General features: G+C 65.8%; 27 protein-coding genes, 1 tRNA gene and 2 pseudogenes. 13 read left to right on the top strand and 17 right to left on the bottom strand.

Annotation, left to right across the window (positions count from 1 at the left end; genetic code table 11):
- Window positions 1-394: 394 nt before the first annotated feature.
- From G6N60_RS16005 to G6N60_RS15995, 3 genes are all read right to left on the bottom strand, one after another.
- Window positions 395-1,246, bottom strand: coding sequence for an alpha/beta fold hydrolase (locus tag G6N60_RS16005; protein ID WP_163739129.1), 852 nt, complete (start codon window positions 1,244-1,246; stop codon window positions 395-397).
- On the bottom strand, window positions 1,243-1,656 hold the full coding sequence (locus G6N60_RS16000; protein ID WP_263992034.1) for a helix-turn-helix domain-containing protein: 414 nt from the start codon (window positions 1,654-1,656) through the stop codon (window positions 1,243-1,245). Before G6N60_RS16000 ends, G6N60_RS16005 begins: the two co-directional genes overlap by 4 nt.
- A 302-nt stretch (window positions 1,657-1,958) precedes the next feature.
- Window positions 1,959-3,443: a cryptochrome/photolyase family protein gene (locus tag G6N60_RS15995; protein ID WP_163739123.1), complete on the bottom strand. Its 1,485-nt coding sequence runs from the start codon at window positions 3,441-3,443 to the stop codon at window positions 1,959-1,961.
- Window positions 3,444-3,555: 112 nt separating this feature from the next.
- On the opposite strand from G6N60_RS15995, the gene G6N60_RS15990 reads away from it, so the two are divergent.
- Window positions 3,556-3,629 (top strand) — tRNA-Pro (locus G6N60_RS15990).
- Window positions 3,630-4,053: 424 nt separating this feature from the next.
- Here G6N60_RS15990 and G6N60_RS15985 read toward each other — a convergent pair.
- From G6N60_RS15985 to G6N60_RS15960, 6 genes are all read right to left on the bottom strand, one after another.
- On the bottom strand, window positions 4,054-6,372 hold the full coding sequence (locus G6N60_RS15985; RefSeq protein ID WP_163739120.1) for a thiamine pyrophosphate-binding protein: 2,319 nt from the start codon (window positions 6,370-6,372) through the stop codon (window positions 4,054-4,056).
- A complete protein-coding gene (locus G6N60_RS15980; protein ID WP_163739117.1) occupies window positions 6,369-8,189 on the bottom strand; it encodes an FAD-dependent monooxygenase in 1,821 nt (606 codons plus the stop codon). Before G6N60_RS15980 ends, G6N60_RS15985 begins: the two co-directional genes overlap by 4 nt.
- A 3-nt stretch (window positions 8,190-8,192) precedes the next feature.
- The gene (locus tag G6N60_RS15975) at window positions 8,193-8,876 is read right to left on the bottom strand and encodes a VOC family protein (RefSeq protein ID WP_163739114.1); all 684 of its coding nucleotides are present in this window, start codon (window positions 8,874-8,876) and stop codon (window positions 8,193-8,195) included.
- Window positions 8,873-9,844 (bottom strand): fumarylacetoacetate hydrolase family protein, encoded by a 972-nt coding sequence (locus G6N60_RS15970; RefSeq protein ID WP_163739111.1) that lies wholly within the window; start codon window positions 9,842-9,844, stop codon window positions 8,873-8,875. The genes G6N60_RS15975 and G6N60_RS15970 overlap by 4 nt, the downstream gene beginning before the upstream one ends.
- Window positions 9,845-9,979: 135 nt before the next feature.
- Window positions 9,980-11,206 carry a PucR family transcriptional regulator gene (locus tag G6N60_RS15965; RefSeq protein WP_246240743.1) on the bottom strand — a complete coding sequence of 409 codons (1,227 nt, stop codon included), beginning with the start codon at window positions 11,204-11,206 and terminating at the stop codon, window positions 9,980-9,982.
- 113 nt (window positions 11,207-11,319) lie between these two features.
- Window positions 11,320-12,048, bottom strand: a complete 729-nt coding sequence (locus tag G6N60_RS15960; protein ID WP_163739104.1) for a TetR family transcriptional regulator — start codon at window positions 12,046-12,048, stop codon at window positions 11,320-11,322.
- Window positions 12,049-12,151: 103 nt separating this feature from the next.
- Between G6N60_RS15960 and G6N60_RS15955 the strand changes: the two genes are divergently transcribed.
- Together G6N60_RS15955 and G6N60_RS15950 are read left to right on the top strand one after the other, a co-directional pair.
- Complete coding sequence (locus G6N60_RS15955) at window positions 12,152-12,946, top strand: SDR family NAD(P)-dependent oxidoreductase (protein WP_163739101.1); 795 nt, start codon at window positions 12,152-12,154, stop codon at window positions 12,944-12,946.
- Window positions 12,947-13,007: 61 nt separating this feature from the next.
- Entirely contained in the window at window positions 13,008-13,982 is a 975-nt protein-coding gene (locus G6N60_RS15950; protein ID WP_163739097.1) for an SDR family oxidoreductase, read from the top strand.
- A gap of 160 nt (window positions 13,983-14,142) precedes the next feature.
- Here the strand turns inward: G6N60_RS15950 and G6N60_RS15945 are convergent, their stop codons facing one another.
- The 3 genes from G6N60_RS15945 to G6N60_RS15935 form a co-directional block, all read right to left on the bottom strand.
- Window positions 14,143-14,334, bottom strand: a complete 192-nt coding sequence (locus G6N60_RS15945; protein WP_163739094.1) for a hypothetical protein — start codon at window positions 14,332-14,334, stop codon at window positions 14,143-14,145.
- Between the two features lie 141 nt (window positions 14,335-14,475).
- Window positions 14,476-15,183 carry a Rieske (2Fe-2S) protein gene (locus G6N60_RS15940; protein ID WP_163739090.1) on the bottom strand — a complete coding sequence of 236 codons (708 nt, stop codon included), beginning with the start codon at window positions 15,181-15,183 and terminating at the stop codon, window positions 14,476-14,478.
- Window positions 15,180-15,743, bottom strand: coding sequence for an RNA polymerase sigma factor (locus G6N60_RS15935; protein WP_163744041.1), 564 nt, complete (start codon window positions 15,741-15,743; stop codon window positions 15,180-15,182). The genes G6N60_RS15940 and G6N60_RS15935 overlap by 4 nt, the downstream gene beginning before the upstream one ends.
- Before the next feature lie 528 nt (window positions 15,744-16,271).
- Here G6N60_RS15935 and G6N60_RS15930 point away from each other — a divergent pair.
- The 5 genes from G6N60_RS15930 (at window position 16,272) to G6N60_RS15910 (ending at window position 19,644) form a co-directional block, all read left to right on the top strand.
- A complete protein-coding gene (locus G6N60_RS15930; protein WP_163739088.1) occupies window positions 16,272-16,520 on the top strand; it encodes a hypothetical protein in 249 nt (82 codons plus the stop codon).
- 719 nt (window positions 16,521-17,239) lie between these two features.
- A complete protein-coding gene (locus G6N60_RS15925; RefSeq protein ID WP_163739083.1) occupies window positions 17,240-17,728 on the top strand; it encodes a cupredoxin domain-containing protein in 489 nt (162 codons plus the stop codon).
- Entirely contained in the window at window positions 17,725-18,666 is a 942-nt protein-coding gene (locus G6N60_RS15920) for a metallophosphoesterase family protein (RefSeq protein ID WP_163739080.1), read from the top strand. The genes G6N60_RS15925 and G6N60_RS15920 overlap by 4 nt, the downstream gene beginning before the upstream one ends.
- A 23-nt stretch (window positions 18,667-18,689) precedes the next feature.
- Window positions 18,690-19,076 (top strand): hypothetical protein, encoded by a 387-nt coding sequence (locus tag G6N60_RS15915; protein ID WP_372510914.1) that lies wholly within the window; start codon window positions 18,690-18,692, stop codon window positions 19,074-19,076.
- Window positions 19,077-19,410: 334 nt separating this feature from the next.
- A complete protein-coding gene (locus G6N60_RS15910; protein WP_163739074.1) occupies window positions 19,411-19,644 on the top strand; it encodes a DUF1775 domain-containing protein in 234 nt (77 codons plus the stop codon).
- Here the strand turns inward: G6N60_RS15910 and G6N60_RS15905 are convergent.
- Complete coding sequence (locus G6N60_RS15905) at window positions 19,617-19,985, bottom strand: hypothetical protein (RefSeq protein WP_246240740.1); 369 nt, start codon at window positions 19,983-19,985, stop codon at window positions 19,617-19,619. The genes G6N60_RS15910 and G6N60_RS15905 overlap by 28 nt on opposite strands.
- 144 nt (window positions 19,986-20,129) lie before the next feature.
- Window positions 20,130-20,741: a TetR/AcrR family transcriptional regulator gene (locus G6N60_RS15900; RefSeq protein ID WP_197746947.1), complete on the bottom strand. Its 612-nt coding sequence runs from the start codon at window positions 20,739-20,741 to the stop codon at window positions 20,130-20,132.
- Between the two features lie 155 nt (window positions 20,742-20,896).
- Between G6N60_RS15900 and G6N60_RS15895 the strand changes: the two genes are divergently transcribed.
- Complete coding sequence (locus tag G6N60_RS15895; protein ID WP_163739064.1) at window positions 20,897-21,943, top strand: aldo/keto reductase; 1,047 nt, start codon at window positions 20,897-20,899, stop codon at window positions 21,941-21,943.
- Window positions 21,944-22,343: 400 nt separating this feature from the next.
- Here the strand turns inward: G6N60_RS15895 and G6N60_RS15890 are convergent, their stop codons facing one another.
- Window positions 22,344-22,997 (bottom strand): TetR/AcrR family transcriptional regulator, encoded by a 654-nt coding sequence (locus G6N60_RS15890; RefSeq protein ID WP_163739061.1) that lies wholly within the window; start codon window positions 22,995-22,997, stop codon window positions 22,344-22,346.
- Between the two features lie 135 nt (window positions 22,998-23,132).
- Between G6N60_RS15890 and G6N60_RS15885 the strand changes: the two genes are divergently transcribed.
- The 3 genes and pseudogenes from G6N60_RS15885 to G6N60_RS15875 form a co-directional block, all read left to right on the top strand.
- Window positions 23,133-23,795: an NAD-dependent epimerase/dehydratase family protein gene (locus G6N60_RS15885; RefSeq protein ID WP_163739058.1), complete on the top strand. Its 663-nt coding sequence runs from the start codon at window positions 23,133-23,135 to the stop codon at window positions 23,793-23,795.
- Window positions 23,796-23,853: 58 nt separating this feature from the next.
- Window positions 23,854-24,132, top strand: coding sequence for a hypothetical protein (locus G6N60_RS15880; protein WP_163739055.1), 279 nt, complete (start codon window positions 23,854-23,856; stop codon window positions 24,130-24,132).
- A gap of 423 nt (window positions 24,133-24,555) precedes the next feature.
- A pseudogene (locus tag G6N60_RS15875) lies at window positions 24,556-24,813 on the top strand (SDR family oxidoreductase); the annotation flags it as partial.
- Window positions 24,814-24,882: 69 nt separating this feature from the next.
- Here the strand turns inward: G6N60_RS15875 and G6N60_RS28615 are convergent.
- A pseudogene (locus G6N60_RS28615) lies at window positions 24,883-25,011 on the bottom strand (helix-turn-helix transcriptional regulator); the annotation flags it as partial.
- Window positions 25,012-25,249: 238 nt separating this feature from the next.
- Here G6N60_RS28615 and G6N60_RS15865 point away from each other — a divergent pair.
- Window positions 25,250-25,879, top strand: coding sequence for a PDZ domain-containing protein (locus tag G6N60_RS15865; protein WP_163739049.1), 630 nt, complete (start codon window positions 25,250-25,252; stop codon window positions 25,877-25,879).
- Window positions 25,880-26,575: 696 nt separating this feature from the next.
- On the opposite strand, the gene G6N60_RS15860 is transcribed toward G6N60_RS15865, so the two are convergent.
- Window positions 26,576-26,746: a hypothetical protein gene (locus G6N60_RS15860; protein WP_163739046.1), complete on the bottom strand. Its 171-nt coding sequence runs from the start codon at window positions 26,744-26,746 to the stop codon at window positions 26,576-26,578.
- Window positions 26,747-26,881 lie beyond the last annotated feature (135 nt).

The raw sequence follows: 26,881 nt of genomic DNA, 5'->3' as shown, positions 1-26,881 counted from the left end.
CAGCAGGAAGTCGGACTGCCCGATGCAGGGAGGTAGGAGTGCAAGATGTTGGCTTGGCGCCGAAGGCGGTCGGCTGCTTCGTGCTGGCGCATCGAGCGGTACTGCTGTGCTTGGGTGTCGTATTCGTGGAGGAGGTCTCGAATGATCGCGTGGACGTCTCGCATGGCCAGTTCGCGTCTGGGCGCCTCGGTTGACCCGACTCCGGGTGAGGAGTGGGCGACGGTACCGTCGGCCGATCGCGGCATGTGTGCTTCTGGTTGGATGGCTTCGGCGTTGTCGATCGCGGCGATTATCGTTCGTAGGACTGAGATCGTCTCCGGTTGGCGTGATTTGATCGCGGTGCGAAGGTCACGGCGTACTTCTTCTCGGAGGATCCAGGGATCCAAAGGGTGTTTCATGGTCTTGCGCCTTGGTTGAGGAAGCTATAGAGCTCGGCGCCGTCGTCGAGCAGACCGTGGCCTGCGTCGGGAAGCAAATTGATCGATGCTGCTGGCTGCAGGCGAGTCAAACGTGCGGCGGTGTCGTGCGAGTTGAGCATGCGGTCGCGCGCACCCAGCACGACGAAAAGTGGTGCGGTGATATCTCTCAAGTCTTCGTCGCAAAAGACGGGCAGGGTGTCGCGGCGGGGACGATAGTTGCGTTGGATGAGCAGCATGTAGTCGATGACGGGGTCAGGAATGCGGCCGGGCCCCAGCGCGATCCGCAGAGCACGACGCGTACCGGGCTCCCCGAAAGGCATCAGGGCCAGTGCGGCGAGGACGGCTCCGTAGCGTTGACGGCCAATACCGCCTGGGGCCCGCAGTGCCAGTCGTTCGACGCGGCCGGGCCGGCGGATTGCGTAATCCGTGGCCAGCCAGCCGCCCAACGACACTCCCACGAAACCAGCGGCTTCTACGCCCAGCTTGCCGAGTAGGTCGTCGAGCCACAACGCATAGGCATCGGAGTCAAGAGGCGGGCGGGATGGTGCGCTCAATCCCGGCTCGCCGATGAGGTCGACCATGTACAGCCTGTGGGTCAGTGACCAGCGCGACGCATCGGCCTGCCAGATCGCGCTGTTGCTCCCGGCGCCGTGCAGCAACACGACCGGTGGTGCATCTGTCGGTCCACAGTCCAGGACGAAGGTATCGCCCTCGCGGGTGGCGACGCAGTGATGCCGCAGCGGCACTGCCCAGCGTTGAAGAAGCTCGCGATAACTCTGCTCGACGGCGCGCTGGCCAGATTGGGAGCGGTAGACGTCGGCGTTCACTCGCCGTCCTGGCTTATTAGGGTGCCGATCAATCCGATGACGGCGGTCGTGGATTCTGGGTCGCCGACGACGAAGACAGTTAGACGGCAGGCAGATTCGTCATAGGTCGAGTGAACGTTGAGCTGTCCTGGTCGGTTTGAATCGCTGATCGCCGCGGCAGTGAGATGTGTGGTGATGCGATCCATCGTGAGGCGATCGACATTGTCGATGTGCACGACGGTAGAGACGCAAGCGTGCGGGGCGCGCGCCGGCTCGTCAGTGACCACGCCCGCGAAGGCCTGCAAGTCCTGTTCGGTGATTCGGTATTGCTTGCCCATGCGCACGGCCGGCAGGCGGCCGTCACGGACGTATCCGCGCACGGTTCGCACGTGGAGTCCGAGAATGTCGGCCACCTGCTCAGCCGAATACACAGCAACACTCACATCCACAAACTACCGCATCAATCGCTATCTCGCCAACAATGGGGATGTATAGGGAGTTATTCGTAACTGTCCACGTCAAGGCGGACGCCGTGTTGGCGCAGATCACGAGGACTTCGGGACAAGATTCCGTGTGACCCCGCCGATCTGAATCGGACTGCACACGAACACTATTGGCCCACCTAGCACCCGTTGGCACTCTTAACCCTTCGCGTGGCTCCCGACCGCCACGGCCCATCAACTGCAACCCACTCGCTCCCGGCCACCGTCCACAACGTCATGACCCGCAACAGCTAGAAGGCGTGGCGGTCGGCTTCTTGCTCGAGCACCGCGTCGAGATCCTTGAGCCGGTTCATGTTGGCCACCACGCGCTGCGTGCGGTTGTTCTTGGCGAGCAGGTCGCGGTGGCGGTGCACGAAGTTCCAGTAGCCGGCCGTGAACGGACACGCGTCATCGCCCAGACGTTTCTTGGGGTCGTAGGCGCAGTTGCCGCAGTGATCGCTCATCTTGTTGATGTACGCGCCGCCGGACGCGTACGGCTTCGTCGCCAGCCGACCGCCGTCGGCGTGCTGACTCATCCCGACGACGTTGGTGGGCATCACCCAGCGGAAGCCGTCGACGTAGGCGGTGGCGAACCACTCCGTGAGATCGGCGGGCTGATAACCGCGCTGCAGGGCGTGGTTGCCGAGCACCATGAGCCGCTGAATGTGGTGGCTCCAGCCGCGATCTCGCACGCCCTGAATCGCGTGGCGTAGGCATTCCGCGGTGACCGAGTCGGAGTCGAGGTTGGCCCACCAGTCGGGCAGCGGTGTGTGGGCATCGAGGGTGTTGTTGCGCGTGTAGTCCGGGCCGAAGTGCCAGTAGAGATGCCACATGTACTCGCGCCAGCCGAGGATCTGCCGGATGAAGCCCTCCACGGCGGCCAGTGGGGCGTCCTTGCTGCGGTACGCCCGTTCGGCGGCCTCGACGGCGTCCAGCGGATGCAGCACGCCGAGGTTCAGCGGGACCGACAGCAACGAGTGCGACATGGCCCAGTCCTCGCCCATGATGGCGTCCTCGTAGCGACCGAAGTCGGGCAGGCGGTGCTCGATGAACCGGTCGAGCGCGCGCTTCGCCTCGGTGGGGGTCACGGCGAACAGCCGCGGGCCGTCCACGCCGATCGTGTCGAGGTCCATCGCGTCGAGGTCGTGGCGCACCTCGTCGTCGATGTCGTCCTCGCGGGGTTGATAGGGCTTCGGCAGCTCCAGGGTGCGCTGCTTCTTCGGCGGTGGTTCCCGGTTGTCCTCGTCGTAGTTCCACCGGTTCCCGACCGGTTCGGTCCCGTCCATCAGGACCTCGAAGCGCCGGCGCTGGTCGCGATAGAACTCCTCCATGCGAAATCGCGTGCGGTTGCCGGCCCAGGTCTTGAAGTCCTCGCGGGACAACGCGAACGTCGGCGTGGGCAGCACTTCGGCGACCAGGCCCCGTTCGTGCAGTCGGTTGACGAACCGCTCCGCGGCGAACGACGTCGGCTGATGCACCAGCACCGGCCGGTCGAACTGGTCGAGGGCGTCGGTGTAGGTGTCGGTCCTCAGCAGGGTGGCGCGATCGCCGAGGTCGGCCTTGGCGTGCCGCAGCGCCGACAGCACCAGGTGCAGCTTCTGCCGGTGGTAGCGGCGCTTGCGCAACGCGGAGGTCGCCTCGACGAGGAGCACCTCGCGGTGGGCGTGCTCGCCGCCGTAGACCGCTGGGCCGAGCTGGTCGGCGAAGAGCCACAGGGGACTGTCGTCCTTGGTCACATCCGTGGCATTACCCACCTGCGGGCCCCCCGACGCTGCCGGGCGGCGATTCGGGGACTGGCTAGGGCTTGGGGTAGCATTTCGACCGCTGCCGGCGATCCCGGCAGCGCCGCGGGCTGTGGCGCAGCTTGGTAGCGCACTTGACTGGGGGTCAAGTGGTCGCAGGTTCAAATCCTGTCAGCCCGACAACGAGGACCAGCCTTGAGCTGGTCCTTCTTGTTTTGGCGGGTCTCACAGCTGCTTGCTTGGCCAGAAACCGTCACGAATCGTGACGAGTCGGGGAACTGCTCTTCGCACGGCGCGGTCATCCTCGGCGGCGTCTGACCGCACAGCAAAACTGCGGGCAGCAACGCATCGGTCTGGGTGTGCACGCGCGTGCGCGTCGTGAACGAGATGCCGGCGTCGCCAAGCCACGCGGCAACTGGAGCAATGGGGACGCCCGGCGAGTGCACGAGAGTGGCGCAGGTATGCCACGCGTCGTGTAGTCGAATGAAGGGCACGTTAATTCGTCATGCTGGACTTCCACATCGTTGACGTCGTCGATGGGTGGTATGGCCCGGCAACTACGCCCCTTTACGTCGGTGTGAACGACGGGTGCGGGTGTCGTCGTTCAATGCTTTACGTCCATGGCGGCGCGGATGATGCTGGCGGCATCGATCCCGTGGTGTGCGTACACCGCTTCGAGGGACCCGACCTGTCCGAAGCTGCTGACGCCAAGCGTCCTGACCGGTACCTGGTTGACGGTGGCCAGGAAGGTCAGCGTGTGCGGATGTCCGTCGAGCACGGTGACCATGGGGACGGCGCGGTCGGCAGGGAGGATGTGGTCCAGGATCCACGACGGGCCGCCGCCGAGCCCGCGGCGTGCCTGCAGCGCCTCGTAGAGTAGTCCCGGACTGGTGACGCACACGACCTCTGCCGCCACGCCCATCCGTGCGAGCCGATCTGCGGCGGTGAGGGTTTCGGTGACCATGGCTCCCATGGTGACCAAGGTGACGTCGGGGTCGTCACGGTCGCGGAGGACGTACCCGCCGGCCGTGACGTGGCGACGGCGGCGCTCGCGCGCAGCGGGGTCGACGGGGATTGCCGCGAGATCCTGTCGAACGGGTCGGGTGGACAAGCGCAGATATGATGAGCTGCCCTCAGGGCGCCCCAACCGGGACAGGCAGTCCAACAGTATCCACTCGACTTCGACGGCGAACGCCGGTTCGAAGCTGACGCAGCCGGGCTGCTCGAGTCCGATCGAGGGGGTCTTGATGGATTGGTGCGCCCCGCCTTCGGATGCGAGGGTGACGCCCGATGGGGTCCCGACCAGAATGGATTGGCCACCGGCGTAGATGCCGTAGGACCACGGTTCCAGCGCGCGCTCGACGAAGGGGTCGTACAGCACCCCGATCGGAAACAGCGGTTCCCCCCAGCGACTCCAGGTGGCGCCGAGTTCGGAGATGAGGCCGACGAGGTTCGTCTCGGCGATCCCGAGTTCCACGTGCTGGCCGGTGGGCTTCTCGCGCCAGTGCATGATGGTGTCCCGGTCATCGTCGAACCAGTTGCGCCGTTCGGTGGTGGACCACACTCCGACCTTGTTCAGCCACCCGGCGAGGTTGGTCGAGGAGCTGACGTCGGGGCTCACGGTCACGACGCGTGCGGCGACGTTGGGGGCGTCACGCGACAGGTCGAGTAGGGCACGGCCCAGGGCGGCTTGCGTGGTGGACACCGCGGGCGGGGTACGGCCGAGATCCGTGGGAACCGTAGGCGGCGCAGTCGCGTTGGGGCGGGCGCGATGCAGGCGTTCGGCGACGGCCGAACACAGACGCCCGGCGGGGCTGTCGTCGGCGAAGGTCAGCCACGGTTGGGTGGTGTCCTTGCCGAGGCGGTCCGCGAGCGCGGCGTACTGTTCGTCGCTGAGCAGCGATGAGTGATTCTGCGGATGTCCCTCGATGGGCAGTCCGTAACCCTTGATGGTGTAGGCGATGATGACCGTTGGCCGGGTGTCGTCGATCCCTGCGTAGGCTTCGCGCAGTGAGTCGAGGTCGTGTCCGCCCAGGTTGCGAATCGCGGCAAGGAGGGTCGAGTCGTCGAGATCGGCCAGGAGGAGCGCGATGTCGTGCGCATCGGACTCGGTGCCGGGCAATCGCTCACGCAATTCCGTTGCGGTGCAGCGTAGTAGGCGTTGGTATTCGGGGTTGGGCATGTCCAGGATGCGGCGTCGTAACGAGGCTCCGCCGGATCGGGTGAACAACTCCTCGAGCAACCTGCCGAACCTGACGGTGAGGACCTGCCAACCCGCCGCGGAGAACATCGATTCCAGGCGTCCGGCGGCGATGTTGGGCACTACTCGATCCAGCGACTGCCGATTCATGTCGACGATCCAGACGATTTCGCCCAGGTACTGGACGGTGGGATCGAGGATCGCCTCCCATACTGCGCCCTCGTCGAGTTCGGCGTCACCCACCAGTGAGTACTGGCGGCCCGCGCCGGTCGTGGCGAAGCCGTTGTCCAGGTAGCGGCGGGCGTAGGCCCCCCAGACGGGGGCGGTGGCACCGATGCCCACCGACCCCGTCGAGTAGTCGACGGGGTCGGGATCCTTGGATCGGCTCGGATAACTTTGCAGCCCACCGAATTCCCGCAGGGTCGGCAGGTACTTCTCGTCGAGTTCACCGAGGAGGTAGTTGACGGCGTGCAACACCGGTGAGGCGTGCGGCTTCACCGCGACACGGTCAGCAGCCTGGAGCTGCTCGAACCACAGGGACGTCATGATGGCCACCATCGACGCCGACGACGCCTGGTGGCCGCCCACTTTCATTCCCGTCGGGTTCGGCCGTATTCGGTTGGCATGGTGGACGATCGAGGTCGCCAACCACAGCACCGCGTCGCAGACGTCCTTCAGCACGTCGCCCTCGGCAGGTGCCGACGTCGAGTGCGATGGGCTCATGACTGCTCCTGGTGCAGTGGAGCCGGATCCCGGCCGGCCTGAATTCGCACACCGTTCAGGGGAGCCCAGGCGTTGCGCACGAACGCCTCGAACTGGTTCACGGCGTCGACCCCGGTGCGACTGCGCCACACGACGTGACCATCGGGACGGACGACGACGGCGCCCCGGTCACCGATCTCGAGGAGATCGAGCATCGCCGAGGGGGTGTCGTGGCCGGGTGGGGTTAGCGCGGTCACCGTGATCGGGACGTCGGCGAGCGATGGTGGCAGGTTCTCGGCCCAGACTCGCGGGTCGGCGGTGAACAGCGTCAGTCCGCTGTCGCGGATGAGGTCATGCAGCGGGCGGACACCCCCGACGCCGTCACCGACGAGGGTGTGGGGCAGGCGTGCGCCGGGATGCGTCGTCGGCTCGTAGATGGACACGTCGCCGTCGGGGCAGGGGCCCTCGATGCCGGTGTCGATGAGCGGACTGACATAGGCGTAGCCGAATTCCAGACCACTGGCGACGAAGTGCTCGAGCTGGCCGGGGATGGCTTCGGCCATCCGTCGGCGCAGGCGCCGACCACCTGCGTCGTCGCGCAGCAGTCGCTTCGTGCGAGAGGTCTGCGCGTGGGTCAGGCCATCGGCGACGCGGGCCATGACGCGATCGGGGATTGCGGACAGCCACGGTCTGGTCATGAATTCAGTCGCCCGGTGCAGGGAGCGATTGGTGATCCCCAGTGGCGCGGTGACCTCGTCGAGCTTGAAGTGGTTGGTCGCACTCTGCTCGGCGAAACGGGCGACCACGGGTCTGCGTTCGGTCTCGTAGGTATCGAGCAGGGAATCCGGCGCGCCCGACCGAAACACCGCGGCCAACTTCCAGGCCAGGTTGTGAGCGTCTTGGACACCGCTGTTGAGGCCGAAACCGCCGGTGTGGGGGAATCTGTGGGCGGCGTCGCCGACCAACAGCAGCGGGCCTCGGCGAAACGTGGTGGCCAGTTGAGAGGTCATGGTCCACGTTCCGGTCGACCGGATCTGGTAGTTCGTGCTACCAATCACGTTGGGCAGCTGCCTCTTCCAGTAGTTCATCGGGTCGCGTGCGATGGGTTGCGCCGCGTGCAGGTACGGCGTCATGAGCACGTAGTCGTCGTCGGCGTGGGCGATCATCACTCCACTGAAGCGGGGGTGATAGATCCAGCTCAACAAAGGGCGGTCGTGGCCCTGCGGGTAGAGATCGGGGGCGTGGAAGAAGGCGCTGCCCATGTTGGCCAGGACAGGCCCGTCCATGGCGATGCCCGCGGCGTCGCGCAGGGCGCTATTGGCCCCGTCGGCGGCGATCACGTACCGCGGTGACGCCGTCATCGGTACGGCGTGCGGTGGCCGCAGGGTCAAGGACCCGGTGGTCATGTCAGCGCGCCAGCCGCGGCGGAAGTCGATCGATTCGTCGTGATCGAGTGCTTCCCACAGGGCAGGCATGAGCAGGTGCTGGCCGATGTGTGAGATCAGGAACGGACTGTGTCCTCTCACCTCGGCGAGCCTCTTCGGGTCGGACAGAAGGTCGATCTCACCCAGCGGCGAGGCATGCACGTTGGTGCACCACCGGATCACGTTCACCGTGTCGATGGGTGGGGTCACGGCCTCAAGCGCGCGAATAAGGGCGGGGGAGGCCGCATTCCAAATCTCGAGGGTGCGGGCGTTGACGACGTGGGCGGCGGGGTGGAGCCTGGTGTCGGTGCGCTGCTCGACGACGGTACTGCGGATGCCGTAGCGGGCCAGCAGCAGCGACAGCGTGCAGCCGGCTGCACCGGCGCCGACGATGACGATGGCTTCAGTTGCCATGTGTCACAGAGTCTTCCACGTGATCGCGCGCTTGTTGGCGCGCTGCTTGGTCCCTGGTCGGGTGCCCGCGCCGCGGCGCAGCAGTTTGCCTTCTTCGATCCCGGCGCGGAGCCGTTCCAAGAGATAACCCGGATCGGTGTTGACGCCGATCGGGTTGTCGGCGAACTCCCGGCTGGTGAAGTAGTCGGCCGTTTCCTGGGCGGTGGGGAAGTTCTCGACCTGAAACTCCAGCCGGATCCCTTCGGGATCGTCGTAGTAGAGGCTGGTGGTCGGTCCGTGGTTGATGGACCATACGGGTTCGATTCCAACGCCTTTCAGCCGCTCATAGGTCAGCAGCAGCGCTTCCAGCGAGGGAAAGGTGAACGCGAGATGGTCGATGCCATAGGTCTTGCGGCGAATTCTCGCCAACGGAAAGACGTGACGCAGGGGTCGCGGAAGCTTGACCAGCGCGAGTCGGTGACTTTCGTGATCCCAGGTGAGAAAGGCGATCTGACGGTCCTCGTGGACGACGCGGGCGCCGAAGACGTGTCCGTACCAGTCGATCATCTCCGCACTGCGAGCGGTCTTCACCACCCAGTGTGCGATGAACGCAGGCACCACTCGATCGGGCAATTCATGGAGGTCGGGCGTCGTCTCGTCAGCCGGCCCGGGCCGCGACGGTTGCAGCGGGCTCGGTGTGGCGCTCATCGTGATGGTCCTTCCTCGGGTGCGGTGATGATGGTGCGCTGGGTTCCGAGGTCCAACGCACCGTCGGCGCGGCGAATGGATGCGGTGATCACGTCGCCGGGTGTGAGGTACGACTTGCGCCGATTCATCGCGATGAACGACGCCCACAGTTTGTCCTCGGGAAGTAACGCGGTGGCGAGTCGGCGCACCAGAGGCGGCGGCGAGGTGGCCACGCATCCGTGCGGGGTGCCGGTGAGCAGCACGTCGCCCGGGCTGAGATCGCAGAATTCGGTCAGCTCGGTCAGGGTCTCGGCAGGGCGGTAGAGCATGTTCGCCGTCGTATCGCCTTGGCGCGGTTCGCCGTTGACCTCCAGACGCAGGTCGAGGTCGTCGAGCAGGGGAATGTCATCGGGTTCGAGCACGGCCAAGACCGGTCCGATGGGGCAGAAGCCGCGGTAGCTCTTGCCCTTGAGGAACTGGCCTTGGGGGAGTTGTACGTCGCGGGCGGAGAGGTCGTTGGCGATGGTGACGCCAAAGACGTACTGGTGCAGGTTCTCCGAGGTGATCGTGGTCGGCGTGTCAACCTGCTGACGCATCACGAGGGCCAGTTCGATCTCGTAGTCGAGCAACTCGACGCGAGCTGGCCGCACGACCGGGGCGTGCGGTCCGGTGATGCTGGCGTCGGTCTTGTCGAAGAACAGATTGAACGCCCGATCGTCGGGGTTCATGCCGGACTCGATGGCGTGCTGCCGATAATTGGCGCCCTGACACATGACCCGACAGGGGGTGGTGATGGGCGAGAGCGGCTCGACCTCTGCCCACGCCAGGTTGCCCGCCTCCTTGGAGGCAGAGCGCCAGTCGGATTCCCCGTGTTCGATCAGATCCGCCGTGCGAGCGTAGTCCTCGCGCAGGGGTGTAATGAGGCCGCCGCGCAGGACACCCCATCCGACGCGTTGTTCGTGGCGGTAGCGAACGAGGTTGGTGACCACCGAATCTCCTGTGATTGCGGGTGTGCGAGACCATTCCAGTCAAGGCCTCAGCGCGATCAGCAGTCTTGGGGTGAGGTCCAGAATCGGGCGGCGCCGTTTGGACTAGGGTACGAACCGATGCCGGGCGCAAACCGTTCAGGTGGGCAGGACGGCGTCGCCGAGATCCTCGACGAGGGTGAGGGCGGCATGCAGTTGCAGACGGCGCTCGGTGGCCGGCCGCCCCCTGAGTTCCTCGGCGCGGTGGACGCGATAGGCGACGGTGTTGCGGGCCACGTGCAGGTGGGCCGCGGTACGGGCCAGACTGCGATCGCGATCGAGGTAGCACTTGAGGGTGTGGCGCATCATGGCCACCGACTCACCAGCACCGGCCAGTGCGCCGAGTTCGCGCGCCACGAACTCTTCGGCGGCGGGCAGGTCCGCGCTGAGCATCGCGACGAGGTCGAGGTCGGTGTAGTGCAGGAGTGGATCGGCGCCCGTCGACATCGCAGCGACACGGGCGGCGTGGCTGGCCTGCTGATGACTGCGCCGAAACCCGTCGACGCCGAGACCGGCAACCCCGGTCGCGACCCGCACGTCTGGCGGTAGCGCTGCGGACCCCGCGTCGGACGGTACCGGGGGGTTCGCGGTACGAGACCCCCAGGCCCACACCCGGTGGGCGCCCACCGGCAACACCAGCGTCGACGCGCAGCCCGCCGCGCCGAGCACGGCATCCGCAGCGTGCCGCAGCAGCGTTGGGTCTGCCGCGGTGGGTCCACCGGTCCAGACGATGACCGCAAGATGCCATCGACTCACGTCATAACCCAGCGTTCGCGATGCCCGAGCGAGCGGAATTGGGTTGCCGGACAGGATGTTCTCGACGGTCTCCATGCGCAGGGCCGTCGAACTGGTCAGCCACGCCTCGTGCGCGCGGGCGTACTCGCTCGCCATCCGCTCGTTCACGACTTCGACGACGCCGAAGAGGAGCTCGCTGATGTGCCGCATCTCGCGGAAGCGCTGCGAGGCGGGAATGACGCGGGCCGCCGCATCGAGCAACACCTCGGTGGCCGTGGCGTGGGCGAGGTGGATGCTGCGCAGCATGTGCTCGATGCCGATCCCACGCGCCACCACCTCCGCCGGACCGCTCAGCACCTCCGGCATCGCGGCGAAGGGCTCGTCCGCCTCGCCAACGAGGGCGGCAAGCGCGCCCAACGCCACCGCCTCGCAGCCCCTACGCACCTCGACGGCCACTGCGTCGGCCGCAAGTTCCGGGATTGCCGAGATGATGCGGTCGGCCATCGTCGCGCCCAGCTCCACCGCCCACGCGACCGGCCCCGGTCCCAGCAGCGGCGCCAGCTCTCGTGCGCGGTCAGGTAACAGCGACATCGCCGAAAAGTGTTGCCCGCTGCGAGGTTCGAGTCTGGCCAACCAAGGGCGCTGCAGGACACCGGCAGGTCGGTCAGTCATCACTGCCTCCGGCCGATCATCGCGTTTCATGCTCACTCTGCTCGGCCGATCGACACCGTGAGGTGGAGGCGATCGATGATCCGCAAAGCTTGTGCGGGATCGCCGCCGTCGAAGACCGCGGCGTGGATCCCGCGCATGGCGCCGGTGATGGCGTGCGCTGCGGCCGGGACACTGGTGTCGGGATCGACCGCCGAGACCGCCGCGCATCGCGCCAGGATTTGCTCGACGGCCTGCTCGAAGGTGTCGTGCCAGCGCTCGGCAAAGCAGTCGGACCGCGGAACTCCGAGGTCGCGGAACAGGACGTGCGCCGACGGTGTGGCGTAGATGGCCTCGGCGGACAGGCGCAAGAAGGTGCTCAACTGCAGGAGCGGCTCATCTGGCCACCGAGCGCCTTCATAGTGGCGACGCATGGCTTCGACCAGGACCATTGCGGCGTTGTCGATCGCTGCCCGGAAGAGTTCCCGCTTGCTGTCGAAGTGATGGAAGGCCGTACGCAGCGCGACACCGGAGTGCCGGGCGACCTCTTCGACGGTGATTTGGCTGTAGTCCTGGTCGCGAAGCAATTCCTGCGTGGCACTCATCAGACGCAGATCGGTGGGGACGTACTCCGCGTCGCTGGCGGTCGCATCGCTGACCCAGCGGTGCACGGTGGCCGGGTGCACGCCCACCTCCTCGGCAACGGTCGACACCCGTTGTCCACTGAGGACTCGCTCGACGGCCGCCTGTCGCTCAGAGGCGCCACGGCTCGACCTACCGGCCATTCGACGATGGTACGAGCTTGGAGCCTTGCGTCAATTGCACTCGCAATGCAATAGTCGCATTGCAAAGCTGTCATTCGCATTCCGGCGCAACGGGAGGCTCATCGTGCTCGACGATTACGGGACGGCACGCGCGTTGGTGACGGGTGCCAGCTCGGGGATCGGAGAGGCCTTCGCCAGGGCGCTCGCCGCGCGCGGTTGTGACCTGGTGCTGATCGCCCGCCGCCAGGATCGGCTCGACCTGCTGTGCGAAGATCTCATGGCGCGGCACGGGATCTCGTGCACACCGGTGGTCTTCGACCTCTCCATTGCGCACCCGGGAGCCCGACTGCGGGCGCTCGTCGATGGCGACGTGGATTTGCTGGTCAACAGCGCAGGGTTCGCGGTTCAGGGTCCCTTCGTGGAGGGCGACGCGGAGGACTTCGCGCGCGTACTGGCTGTGGACGTCGCAGCGGTCGTGGATCTTTGCCACGCGTTCTTGCCGGACATGGTTCGACGACGTCGTGGCGCAATCGTGAACGTGTCCAGCACGACGGCGTACCAACCGGTCCCGACCCTGGCGGTCTACGCTGCGGCCAAGGCATTCGTGCTCAGTTTCAGTCAAAGCCTGTGGTACGAAGCGCGGCAACACGGCGTCACGGTCTTCTCCTTCGCACCCGGACCCACCCGCACCGAATTCTTCGACGTGATCGGCGAAACCGCCACCGCCGTGGGCCGCATGCAGTCCGCCGACGAGGTCGCGGCGGCGGGTTTGCGGGCGCTCGATCGTCGTCGGACGCCGCCCTCTGCGGTTTCGGGAGTGAGCAATTCGATCTCTGCGGCACTGGCGCGGTTGGTACCACGCCGCGTGCTGATGCCGGCGCTTGCACGGTCGCTGCGACCGGTGCAGAGCCCTACATGACTAGTGGCGATCAATCTCACTGCGCCACAGACTCATTCGATCCGCATGATAGGAGCACGCCATGATTCTGGTGACCAGCGCAGCCGGTGGTGTCGGACGTCCCCTCGTTCGGCAGCTCATCGCCAACGGGCGTACGGTGCGGGCGTTCGTCAAGAACGAGGCCCAGGCGCGACGATCGCGAACGGACGGGGCAACCGAGATCGTGATCGGTGACTTGAGGCGCCCAGGGGATCTGGAGAACGCGCTTCGTGGAACCCGCCAGATCTACCACGCCGCCCCGACCCAGCTCGTCGACGAAATGCCCGTGGCCGAACGTCTCGTCGTGGCAGCGCAGGCTGAACGGCTCGATCAGGTCGTGTTCCACTCCGTCATTCACCCCGACATCGCCGAACTCCCGCATCATCGGCAAAAGCTCAGGGTCGAGGCCATCCTGCAGGACGCGGGTCTGCCCGTGACGGTGCTGCGTCCCTCGCACTACATGCAGAACGTGCTGGACTTCTGGGACTTCTTCGGCGCGGGACTCCTGCCATACCCCACCTCCCCGGAGAGTCGAATGGGCGTCGTCGACGTGGAGGACATCGCCGCGGCAGCGGCGAAGGTGTTGGTCAACCCGGGGGCACACCTCGGCAAGACCTATGACCTATCGACGGTGGAACTCACCCGCCACGACATGGCGCGCATCTGGAGCCGAGTACTCGGCCACCCGATGGTGGCCGTCCGCATTCCACCGCAGGCATTGGAGAATCCGCTCGCGGCCGTGGGACCGTTCGGTTCAGCCGTTGCCAAGTCGGTGCTGTCGACCAGATTGCGTTCCCTTCCCGACGTCGTTCGAGGATTGCGCGCCGCGCCGAACGCCCGAGGGTTTCGCAGCTGGTCGTCAGAAGCGCAGGACACCTACGTGCAGATGATGACCTACTACGACGTCCACGGACTTCCGGCGGGCAACCTCGACGATCTACCAAATCTATTGGGGCGGAGTCCGATCGACTACGAGCAGTTCGCGCGCCGTACCGCAGCACACACTCGTTCCCGGTGAAGTGTCAGAGCAGAGTCGCTGCAGGGGAAACCTTGGGCCGGCCCTGCCGCGCTACCAGTTCCTCATCCTCTGCACCCTGAGCGAGGAGGTGATGCGCCACGCCGCCGAGACAGCCGGGTTGCGCATGGATGAGGATGCTGTGGCAAGCGACAGCGAATCTCTAGCGAAGGCCGTGTTCCTCCAGCCAAGCGAACGAGTCCTCCATCAACTTGGGGGCGCCCTGATCGACGACGAGTGAGTGTCCGCGGTCCTCATAGTCGATGATCTCGGTGATGGCGCTGAACTTGCGATACTGCTTGAGAGCGGAATGCACAAGTACCGGGTCCACGGTGTGGTCTTTTTTGGAGGCCATCAGCAGCAGGGGACCGCGGGTTTCGTTCGTGGTCTCGACCTCGCCGGGGGAGTGCCCCTACCGCGTCGCGGGCGGCGACCGTGATCGAGGGGTTGCGGTCCATCTGGGCTCCGATGATGCCGCCGTCGTAGACCAGCGGTGTTAGACAGGTTCGGTGGGGGCGAACACTTCGATGGCGCCGTTGTGTTCGCGGACTTTGATCTTTGGCAATGGGGCGGGCGCAATCGCCAATTGGTAACTCAGGACCTGCCCGCTGGGAGAGAACGACGTCGTGTGACACGGGCAGCGCAGCCGGTCATCGGATTGGTCGAACCACAGTTTGCAGCCCTGGTGGGTGCACACCCCCGACACCGCCTCGGGTTGGCCGTCGACGCGGTGGACGAACCCGCTGAGCGAACCCAGCTCAAAGCGGTGCATGCCGGTCTCGGAGACGTCGGTGCTGGAGGCGACTCTTTGCCAGGTGCCGTCGTTGGGGGTTAGTTCGGAGGTCGTGGCCGGTGACGCGGTGGCGTCACCGCCACCGGCGTGGAGGGCGAGGCGATCAGCGGCCACGGCGGTGACCGCGGCCGCCGCGGCCGCCGCGGTGCCAACGACGATGACCTGCCGGCGGCTTGCCCCTGTCGTTGGGCCGGTCGTCGTTGATGGCTTCGTGCCATCCATTTGGGATGCGAGGCGACGGTGCAGATCGGAGAGGAACTCTGGGCGGGGTTCATCCCCACCGGGCTGGGCGGCCTGCAACTCGATGGCAGTGCGGATCTGGGCGGCTTCGAAGTCGTCGGGGGTAAATGGCCGGGGACGACGCCCGGCCAGGAGGTCATCGACGTAGCGCGCCCGGTCGCGTGCATTCATAGCCGTTCCTCCCTTGTCTTGCCGGTGTCGTTGGCCTGTGCTGCCAAGCGTAGAGCGCGGTGCTGCAAGACTTTGGCGTTGGCGACGCTGATACCGAGTTCGGCCGCGGAGTCCTTGATGGAACGGCCCTGCAGGAAGCGTAATTCCAAGATCTGGCGGTAGTGATCGGGCAGAGCCGCCAACGCGGCGGCTGCGCGGTGCGGGGCGGTGCTGATGGCGTCCTCGCTATCGGGGGCGGTGACGTCGAGGTCCTCGATGAGGGTGATTTCGCGGCCTAGGGTGGCCCGCCAGTGTGCGGCCAGCACGGTGCGCGCGGTGGCCCGCAGGTAGGCACGGACCTCGGCCGCCGATGCCGAGAGGCGCAGCGGGCCCAACGCCGCGAGGAAGACTTCAGCGGTGAGGTCTTCGGCGTCGGCGCGGTTGCCCACCCGCGCGTAGAGCGTGCGGTACACCCAGGTGACGTTGTCTTGGTATACCGCTTCCCAGTCTCGGTACCCCCCGTCGGGGGCGGGCACGGCCGAAAGGATCCTTGGCGACTCGGGAGGATCACGTCGCGCCATCATCGGCCGTTCCCTCCCTCCACGTCGGTCAGGCGCCGAACCAGCCCTGGCATGCCCACACCTAGTCAATAGTCACCCGGGTTACACCCAACACCCCACCGGGCGCCTATCGGGTTGCTTTAGGTGCACCCCAACGGAGCTGATCTCCCCGCCGGCCGCCGCCGACGGCCGGGGAAGAGGAAGGGGGGTGATAATCGCAAGCCGAGTACGACGTGTTCGCGGGACCCAAAGCCAGCTCCAAGGCCGCGGTCGACGCGTGGAAGCACCCGATGACAACGGCATTGGTTCAGCGCAGTCCATTCCGTGCAGGCTGCCGGGGGCGCGGCGGTGTAACCCCGGGACCTATCTCTGTTGGTGTGGCACGACAGCGATCCCGCCGCCACCCGCCTCACTGGGTGTGCCCCACCGCGTGCCCTTTCCCGCACACACGATGAAGGAAAGACATTGAGACACACAAACTTTGCGCGCGTTGGGATTAGGACGTGCGCCATCACCACCACCATTATCGGCACGCTGGCGGCGGTCGGATTGGGGCTCGCTAGCACTGCCACCGCAGCGTCCACCGACACCGGCAACGCCCAAGACACCATCAGCAGCCTGCACACCCAAGGCTTCGACGTCCGAATCAACGGATCCGCCGATGACCCCATATCGGAGTGCACGGTCACCGATGTCCATGGAATGTCGGATTCCAACGTCGACTCGTCGGGCCAGCTCATCGACGACACCCACTTCACCACCGTCTATGTCGACATCTCCTGCCCCGACGACCACTGACCCACCATGTTCGACCCGCGACGCCGAGTCACCGACGCGACGTCGGGGTAGTCACCGCCGTCGCGTCGCGAGAACCCGCCAGCGGGTCATCACCCCCAAAGGCCAAGTGCAAAAACACCCTTGGGCCTCGGCGGGCCGTCGCCGGACGCCGGTAGGTCCACCGCAGCCGGAGCGATCCGCCCCATCGCACGACCCATGAGTTTCAGCGACCACCGAGCCCACGCAAACCCCGTCCTCACACACCACAAGGGACCCAATGAGAATCATCACGCCCGCTGTCCTCACTGTCATCGTCGAGGTCGCCCTGACGATCACTGCACCGGTACTGATCGGCGCGACGGCAGCCGAGCCCGCCACAGTCCACGACGTGCTCCGAGGCGCAGCGACGATCTTTGCGGTGTCGAGTTGCCAGGTCACCGGTGCCCGGGGACCTCGAAACGGCACCTCACCCTCAACAGCACACCCGATCCACCCAGCACCATTGGACACCGTCTACCTTCACCTCACCTGCAACGGCGGATGAGTCAGCCACTGAGGGCACCGTGGGATGCGTACTGGGAGAGGCGAATCGGCGCATGCACACTCGGGCATCAGCTTGACTTCGACCAGCCACGACGAGCGATGTGCTCGGGCCGTAACCCCTGGCCCTATCTAGTGGGTGAGGCTCCACATCCCCGCGGACGCCCCGGTCACCGACTACGAAAGGTTCATCTCCGCACATGGCTTCCCTTTCTCGCAGCCTCCCTCGCAGCGCGCACATCGTGCTGCCGGTCGCCGCACTCACCGCGACGTTGCTGCTCTCGGGCTGCTCCGGCTCGGCCGGTGGGCCCTCGGGCAACCCGCCGGTCACCTTCGGGGCGCAGAGCAGCATCACCCCAGGATTGACCGGCGCCGACACTCCCGGCTCAGAGACCCCAGTACCGATGACGCCCACCAGCGGGCCGAGCGCGCCCGTGGGGGGCCCCGCGGTCAGCATCGACGACTTCGCCTTCGCCCCCATCACGTTGACCGTGCCGGTCGGGTCGACGGTGACCTGGACCAACAAGGACGGCGAACCCCACACCGTGGTCGCCAACGACGGATCGTTTCACTCCCCGGCCATGGACACCAACGGCTCGTTCAGCTTCACCTTCCGCACCGCAGGCCACTTCGACTACATCTGCTCGATCCACCCGTTCATGCATGCCACCGTGGTGGTGACCTCGTGAACGGTGACCAGCGTGATCCCGAGGGCATGACGCGCCGCCAACTGATGCGCCACTCCGCCTGGTTCGGCGCCGCCGTGGTCCTGACCGTTAGCGGAGGCGAGGTGATCTCCCACGTTGCCGGATCCGGCGCAGTTCCGCCACTGGCCACGGCCCGACCCGATCTGCGCTTCGTCCAAGTCAGCGACAGCCACATCGGATTCAAGGGCACCGCCAACCCCAACGTGACCGACACCTTCACCCACGCCATCGAGCAGATCAACGCCCTGGACTACACCCCAGACTTCGTCATCCACACTGGCGATTTGACCCACCTGTCCACCCCGGCCCAGTTCGATCAGGTCAAACAGATGCTGACCGGACTGAAGACCCCGCACGTGTTCACCGTGCCCGGCGAACACGACTCCACCGACGACGCCGGCCAGAAGTACCGCCAAACCTTCGGCGCCGGCACCCAAGGCGAGGGCTGGTACAGCTTCGACGTCGCCGGGGTCCACGTCATCGGTTTGGTCAACACTCTCAACATGACCAAACTCGGTCACCTCGGCACCGAGCAACTCGACTTCGTCCGCAAGGACGTCGCCGCCCTCTCCAGTGACACCCCCATTATCGTGTTCAGCCACATCCCCCTGTTCGCGATGTACCCCGACTGGGGCTGGGGCACCGAAGACGCCGCCCAGGCCTTGAGCTACCTGTCCCGGTTCGCCTCCGTCACCTGCCTCAACGGCCACGTGCACCAACTGTTCACCAAAACCGAGGGCAACGTCACTTTTCACAGCGCCACCACCACCGCGTACCCACTGCCGCACCCCGGGGACGGCCCCACGCCCAAACCGCTCACCCTGCCCGCCGGACAACTCGCCGACATCCTCGGCATCCGCGAGGTCACCTACCGCAAGGGCCAGCACTCCCTGGCCATCACAGAGGACAAACTCCAATGACATTCACCGCCACGAAGACCCCCGTGAAGATTGCGCTCCGCAGCGGAATGAGCGCATCCCTAGCCCTGAGCGGCGTCCTGCACGCCTACCTCTACATCGACAGCTACCACGCCATCCCCACCATCGGGCCCGCGTTCCTGCTCCAAGCCAGCCTGTCCTGCGCCGTCGCGACCCTGACCCTCCTGGGCGGCCCCTGGTGGATGGCAGCCGCCGCCGCCGCGCTCTCGGCGGGGTCGCTCTGCGCCTTCGCCCTGTCCCGCACCATCGGTCTGTTCGGATTCACCGAGATCGGCTGGGAACCAACACCATACGCCGCCCTCACTGTGATCACCGAAACTCTCACCATTGCGCTATGTGTTGCGATGCTGGTGGGCGCACGCAGACGCACGACCCACCCATCGATGATCTGAGACCGGCTTCGGCGCCGCTCACGATGAACGACCAGAACATATCCCTACCGACCGCAAGTCCCGTCGCGCCCACGGCACATTCCCAGGCAACCAATGCCGTGCGGGAGACGACTTACGGCGACGTACCTCGCCCCGGTACGTGCCCGCCGACGGGTGGCCGACCCGGGTGCCTTGTCGCGGCATGTGCTGATGGCCGCGGCCATGATCGCCTTGGTCTGGCTGTTGATGACGGCCAGGGATGGGGCGCTTTTTGCGGCCCTCGCCATCTGATCTCAACCGCCACCTGAACCCCGAAGAACACGAAAACTACTATCAGACAACAGGATTCATGACCATGAAGAGAACCTTGCGCGCGTGCGGGGCCATTGTCGTCGCCGCGGTGGCGACGATCGGCGTGGCCGCGCCCGCCCTGTCGCACGTGCAGGTGTCGGGAACCGATGCCAGCCAAGGGGGGTACGGCGTGGCGACGTTCCGCGTGCCCACCGAATCCGACACCGCCTCCACCACCGAGTTGCGGGTCACCCTGCCCGATGACACCGCCTATGCGTCACCCAAACTCGGCCGGTAGTCCGCCACCTCGGCCTCAGCGGCGAGCAACGCACGTAATTCGCCCTCCTGCTGGGCGACGAACACACCGATGACCTGGCGGCACACCTCCGGCACGCTTACCCCGCGCATGTCAGCAATACGTGTCAATCCGACCAGCATTGACGTCGACAGGTGAAACTGCACGGCGAACTGACCGCAAGAACCATCCTCGGGCGGTATCCCCGGACCAACGACCACCGGTTGATCTGACCGCAATTCGTCGACATCAGCACCGCGAGCCCTCTCAACGGCCCCACCACTAGCGCCGCCTGCAACGCCCTCGTCGAAGTCGCGGAACTCCTCGTGGCTGAACAAACCCATTGCGCCCACGCTAGACCTTGCAGAATGCCGCAGCCGCCGAGTCAGCGGGTGCGGCCTGCAGAAGGCCTAGGCGGCCACCTCGGCAAGGCACGAGGTGTCTCGAATCTCTAGAACTGAGATAGCCGACAGAGCCGTTGAGTTCCATCACTTCGCGGAGGACGGTTCACGGACCTCGCGCCATGCTTGCGGGCGAGTGAGGCCGTCCATCAGCAGGTCCAGCAGCCGTTCGGCTTGCTGGCGTTGATGAGTACCGTCGGCGACGAGGGTAATACCGGCCAAAGCCATGAGGATGTCGGACGCGGCAATGTTCTCCCGGATCTGTCCCTGGTCGATTCCGGCAAGGCGGAATCGCTCGATTGCGCTGGTGAACTGCTCGCGCGTCTGCGAGCTCAATTGCTCGTCGTCGTGCAGCAGGGTTCGCAGGGTGTCGGCCATGCCGTGCTTGGTGGCGAGGTAGTCCAACACCTCAGACATCCACGCCCGTAGTGCCCGGTCGGCGGGCAATACCCTCAGTAGGTCCGATGCCTGGGCGGCGAGCCGGTCGGTCTCGTAGCGGTAGGTGGCGTCGACCAGATGCTCGCGGGTCGGGAAGCGTCGGTACAGGGTAGCGATGCCGACGCCGGCGTCCTTGGCGATTCGTTTGAGGGTCGCGGCCTGGCCGTCGCGGGCGAAGGCGGCGGCGCTCGCGGCGAGCAGCTTGTCCTGGTTTGCCCGCGCGTCAGCCCGGATCGGCCGGCGCTCCGGCGCATCAGACACGGGACGCTCCGTTCGTCGCATTGCGATGTGGAGCCGAATCCGCTTAGCTATCCATGTGGACCCGGCTCCGTTACGGGGACGCTAGCAGCGCGCCGTTCCACGAGCCACCCGTCGCTGCGCCCGCGGCGCGATCACCAGAGAAGGGTCGTCAACTCATGCAGTACCGCACACTCGGGGGCACCGGAGTCCGCGTCAGCTCGCTATGCCTGGGCGCCATGATGTTCGGGCGGTGGGGCAACCCCGATCACGACGACGCGGCGGGCATCATCGGCACCGCCCTGGACGCGGGGGTGAACATCATCGACACTGCCGACGTGTACTCCGACGGCGAATCCGAACACATCGTCGGCAAGGCAATCATCGGACGACGCGACGACGTCGTCTTGGCGACCAAGGTGTCCAGTCCGATGGGGGAAGGTCTCAACGAGCGCGGCGCCTCGCGACGCTGGATCATGACGGCCTGCGAAAACAGCTTGCGTCGACTCAACACCGACCACATCGACCTCTATCAGGTGCACCGGCTCGACCCGTTCACCGACATCGACGAGACCCTGGGCGCGTTGTCGGACCTCATCCGCGCCGGCAAGGTGCGCTACGCCGGGTCCTCGACGTTTGCCCCCTCCGCGATCGTGCAGGCCCAGTGGACCGCAGAGCGACGCCACCGCGAACGCTTCGTCTGCGAACAGCCGCCCTATTCCCTGCTCTTCCGAGGCGTCGAGGCCGACGTGTTACCTACCTGCCAGACCCACCGGATGGGCGTGCTGGTGTGGAGTCCGCTGGCCGGGGGGTGGCTGTCGGGACGCTGGCACCGCGACCGCGCCGACCCGTCGAGTCACCGGACCCAAACGATGCCATTTGCCAGCACGTCGGCGCACTACGACCTCGACGTCCCGGGCAATCAGGCCAAGCTCGCCGCCGCCACCAAACTCGGCGACCTCGCCCACGAAGCAGGCCTGACGTTGATTCAGCTGGCGTTGGCATTCGTCACCACCCACCCCGCGGTCTCGGCGGCCATTATCGGGCCGCGCACCGCCGAGCACCTGCGCGACCAACTCAGCGCCGCCGACGTCGTTCTGGAACCCGAGTTGCTGGATCGCATCGACCGCATCGTGGCACCCGGCATCGACCTCAACCCCGACGACGCGGGATACTGCGCCGCCGTCCTCGCTGACCCCGCACACCGCCGTCGTCTCCTCGCCTAGTGAGCAGCGTTCACCTGCTTTCTGAGGCCCTCGACGTCACGCACCTTCGTGCGAGGCGGCAGTCTGATTGCGCTGGAAGCTGGCCGGCGGGTTCGGCGGGGGCGGGGCTTCAGAGTCCGGATCGTGTGTGTCTCGCAGGACTTGTTGAGCGCACACGAGCCAACCGTACCAAGGGGTGTATGTGAATTACTTTGGTAATCGAGTAACGCGTCGGCGTTGCCTGAGACTGCCGACGCAGTCACGCGAAGTGCAGGGGTTGAGCCTCATCGAGGGAGGGTTCTCCGCGGCGAGCGACCTGCGCTGACCTGTTCAGTCGCGAAGAAGGGCTCTCGCACGACGAAGTGGTTGACGCGGATGCAACCAGTCGCATGATTGCGTGCATCCTCGAGGAACGGGTGCGTCAGTCGCGACGGGCGTAATCCGCGATACCGCGGCCGACGGCTTGGACGGCCTCGTCGAACCACTGGCGAAAAGCGGCTCTTCGTCTGGACTTTGGCTTCGAACGTATGAAGTCCAGCAGTTCGGGGGAGGCCAACATGCGGTACAGCATCGTCAGCTGTGCCGCGGCGACGCGAGGAGGCGCGGAGTAGGGATGGTCCCCGCTCTCGCGGGCCAACTCGACCGCAATGGCCGTTTCGAAGCGCTCCCACATTAGCCTCATCCTGGCCTGCAGGACGGCGCTGTCCCCGACGGTGCGCAGCAAGTGGTCGAGTTCGTTCTCCGGCCCTTTGGTGGACGCTGCCATCATCTCGTGGAGCAGGTCGGCGACGGCGTCCAGTGGTGTCTGGCCCGGGGCGCGGCCACTGATGCGGGCAACGAGTTGGTCCCGGATCGAATCCTCGTCGTGAAAGACGAGGTCTTCCTTGGCGGGGAAGTAGACGAAGACCGTCTTGGCCGCGATGTTCACCGCCGCCGCGATCTCGGCGACGGTGACGGCGTCGAATCCGCGCTCCGCGAACATCGCCTCGGCGGTCTCGATGAGCGCCTGCCGGGTCATCCGCTTCTTGCGTTCGCGAAGCCCGGTTTCACCGGCGGTGGAAGAGGGGGCGGTCATGGTCCCCACCTTACCAAGTCGGATCCACTGAGATTCGTAAGTGAGTAACCTTCGTAACGGCAGGTGTATAGGTCTTTGAAACCGGTTAGGGTTACTGACATACATTCGTTATCGACTAACGCAGAAGGAATCGTAATGCGCATCATTCTCACTGGGGGCTCGGGTTTCGTCGGATCCCAGGTCCTGCACCAACTGATCGACCACCCCGCCGTCACAGGGATCACCGCACTCGCGCGTCGGCCGTTGGGCGTCGCCGCAGACAAGCTGGACGTGATGTACGTCGACGACTTCACCCACCACGACCACGATCGGGCGGCCCGGTTGTCCGAACACGACGCCTGCATCTGGACCCTCGGCGGCAAGGACTCCGACCACGCCGACCCGGCCCTCTACGAACGAATCACCCACGGATTCACCCTGGCTCTGGCCGCACCCGTAGCCGCCGCGGCCACCCGACCGTTCACCTTCTGCTACCTCAGCGGCATGGGAGCCAGTCAACGCGAAGACGCTCACCTGCCCTGGGAGCGGCTGACCCGAAATCTCAAGGGCCGCACGGAAAAGGACCTCCTCGCCCTCGCCGAGGAGCACGACGACTTTCACGTGCACTGCTTTCGCCCCGGCGGGATCCTGACGGTAGACGTCGGCGGCCTGACCCATCGCCTCACCGCGCCGATCGCCGTGCGCGTCGATGACCTCGCCACCGCCTTGATCGCCGTGGCCACCGGGCTCGGGGCCGGCGACGTCGTCACCAACTCTGAGATCAAGAAGATCGCCCGGCCGACGACGGCTGACCTGTAGCAGCTTCAACCCACACCGGACGCATCACCCACGACCTCACCGGTAGACAAGGATTCACATGCCCAGCTACGAACCGTTTGAGAAGCTGACGCCGACGACTGTCCGCCTCGACCCCGTTCCCCGCGCCGACGTAGAGGCCTACCTGGAGGAGTTTGGGGCCGTCTCCTCGCCCTTGAGGGGCAACGGCGACCTCGACGAGATGAACTGGAAGGCGTGGCGCGACCTGCGTGCCCCCGACTACTTCATCCAATGGAACCTCAAGCAAGGCCGTTTCCAGTTGACCGCCGACGAATACATCGAACGCTGGCAATGGTCGATCAAATCCGGTCACGTCTAGGATGCGCTGGACTCCACCATCCACATCATCGACACCGGCTTCATCGTCGAGGGAATCCTGCGGTCGCGCCACACCGACGCCGACGGCAACCACGTGACGATGCCGATGGTCGAAACGTTTCACCTGCGAGACGGACTGGCCGTCTATTCCTGTGAATACGTCGACGGAACCTTCATGACCGCACTCGACGCTGACATCCCCTACGGCTGGTGACGAACTCAGCCCCGCCCCGAGGAGGACAGATGAACGACAACGACAGCCACGGCCACCGCAGGGTCGCCGTCGTGACCGGCGCCGCCAGCGGTATCGGACTGGGCCACCGCGACATTGTTGGCCCAACGCGGTGACGCGGTGGTCTTGCTCGACCGCGACGCCGCCGGACTCGAACGGGCCGTGTGAGAATTTCCCGGTTCCGCCACCGCCGTCACCGCTGACGTGGCGCGACCGTCACAGCTGCGCGCCGCGATGGCACGCATCGCCGAGCGACACGACGGCGTGGACACCCTGTTCGTCAATGCCGGCGTCGTCGACGAACCACCGCTGCTTGATGTGAGCGAGGACGCCTTCGACCACGTGATCGGTGTCAACTTCAAGGGGTTCTGCACGACGACGAATCTGCCGGCGCCCTCCGCGGCGCCGTCGGGGCGGGCGGTGACGGCGACCGCGGCGTCCGAGCGGTGACCGCGCGCCCATCGGCGAGATCGTCTCTGCGGCAACGAGTCCCGGGTCGAACGGCAACGTCGGCAAGCCGAACGGGGTGCGTGCGAGGACGGCTTCGACGGGCAGGCCGAAAGCGTCGTAGATCCGGGATGCCAAATCCAGGCTTGGGTAGTGACTACCGCGTTCCAGCCTGCCCGCGGTCTGCGAATTGACGTCTATTGGTCATGGTCGCCTCACCGGCGCTCCTCGAGCGATTCCCCCGATGAATTCCGTTCCGCTGCAACGCGGGGGCTAGCTCTAGGGGATCCTTCGTATCAAGCATGGGACGCTGCGGTGGTCGCAGCAGAAGTCGAACCTGTTGTGAGCCCACTTCGTCGGAGATGGCGTTGTTACAGTCAGGCCTGTGAGGAACCGGTTACGCAGAGCTCCGAGGTGGGTGCTGGCGGCTAGCGCCGGTGTGGCCTTCGGCATCGCGATGGCCGTGTGTGGCGTGGTGCTGATGTCCAACGTGACCCTTGCCGTTCGCATCTGCGCTGGTTTCGCGGTGGGCGCCCCTGCTGGGGTGTGCTTCGGTCTATTCGTGGCGTGGATCGCGCACGGCGAGGCGACGAGGAGGCAAGACGCGATCGGGCATCTTCCCGACGGTCAACGACAGCTCGCGGTGCGCTCGGCGTCGCGCGGCCCGGCGCCTGCCGACGAGGCTGTTCGACACGCCGCGTTGCGCATGGCAGAAGATGCCCTGCACGATCGGTGGTCGCGCCTCAGCGTCGTCACCTTCTCAGCCCTCAGCATCCAGTACGTATTGCTGGCGTTGACCAGTTCGTCGTGGTGGTGGCTCGCTTGTGCCTTCTTCGTCAGCCTTCTTGTCTCGCAGGTCTTTTCGCGGCGTCAGGTCAAGCGGCGAGTCGCGATCCTCTCCGCAGCCCGCCGACCGAGTAGCTCGCGCCGGTGGCCTGGCCGGGCCAACGTCCGCGGAATCGGACCGCACATGGGTAGTGGCGAGGCCGAATCACGGAATGGCGAGGAAGGCGAGCCGTGGATTTGGTCGATGAGAGAGGCCCATATCCTCGTCGCCCGAGGTGTGTAAGCCTGCGTCGCGAGGACACACCGTTGTGGCCGACGCCCAGAACGTCGGAGACGACTCCAGCGACACCATTTCCATCCGCACCGGCCGCCTTCATTCAGGTCGGCACTAAAGGACGCCACCTGACCGCTGGGCGGATTTACAAAACATTTGCATTCCGTTCCTACAGTGATGCCTGCGCCGAACGGAACGGCGACGTCGATCGGCGGCTGCCCATCGCGAGCCGACGGGGACCGGTCCGCGGTGCGTGCGGACTATTGGCGCCGTGTGGCGTCGATGCATAATCCGCTGTCTACCGTCTGGATTTGCCGCGAGTCAAAGAACCCTCGCCCTGCGTATTTGCTGTGAAATCTGGCGATGATCGTCGAGGCACGCCCCGTGCGCCGCTATGTACCCGCCGAGGATGCTAGGTAGTTCATCGATCATGATCAATTACAACGTCTTTCGTAGATGCCAAGCTTAGGTGATGACGTTGCGGTGACGTCGGCCACCTGGTGGCGTTGTCGTGATGTATGTTCTCTGTCGGCTATCGACGACTCGAACAAAACCTTTGCTGTGATTGCAGGGCGCGACGGCTGGTGGGACCTTGGGGATCGGCTGATTCGTCGAGGGGGTGGGCGGCGACCGCTTCGTGTCGTGCCGCGCGTAGGAGGGGTGGTTCGTCATGGCGGGTCGGCATCGCGGGAACGCACAGCGTGGTCACGGTTGTGGGGTGCGGCGTCCGTTGGGGGTGTCGACGTGGCTGAGTGCCGGGGCGATCACGCTGGGCATGGGGGCGGTGTTGGCCAGTGGGGGAGTGGCCCACGCCGAGACGGGCGACGGCGGTGGCGGCCATGACGGTGCTGCCAGCTCCTCACCGTCGGCCCACACCTCGTCGTCCTCGCCCTCGAAGGCGACGACGGGATCGGTGTCAGCGGGGTCGGCGTCGTCCGCGTCTTCGGGGTCGTCTGCGTCGTCGCGCCCCGGCGCCCCGGCTGACGCACATTCCGCGGGCGGGTCGGTGGT

Origin of the sequence: Mycolicibacterium madagascariense (genome assembly GCF_010729665.1) — a bacterium.
GTDB classification, from domain to species: domain Bacteria; phylum Actinomycetota; class Actinomycetes; order Mycobacteriales; family Mycobacteriaceae; genus Mycobacterium; species Mycobacterium madagascariense.
The sequence above is the reverse complement of the archived record's forward strand: the minus strand, read 5'-3'. Positions and strand labels throughout refer to the sequence as shown.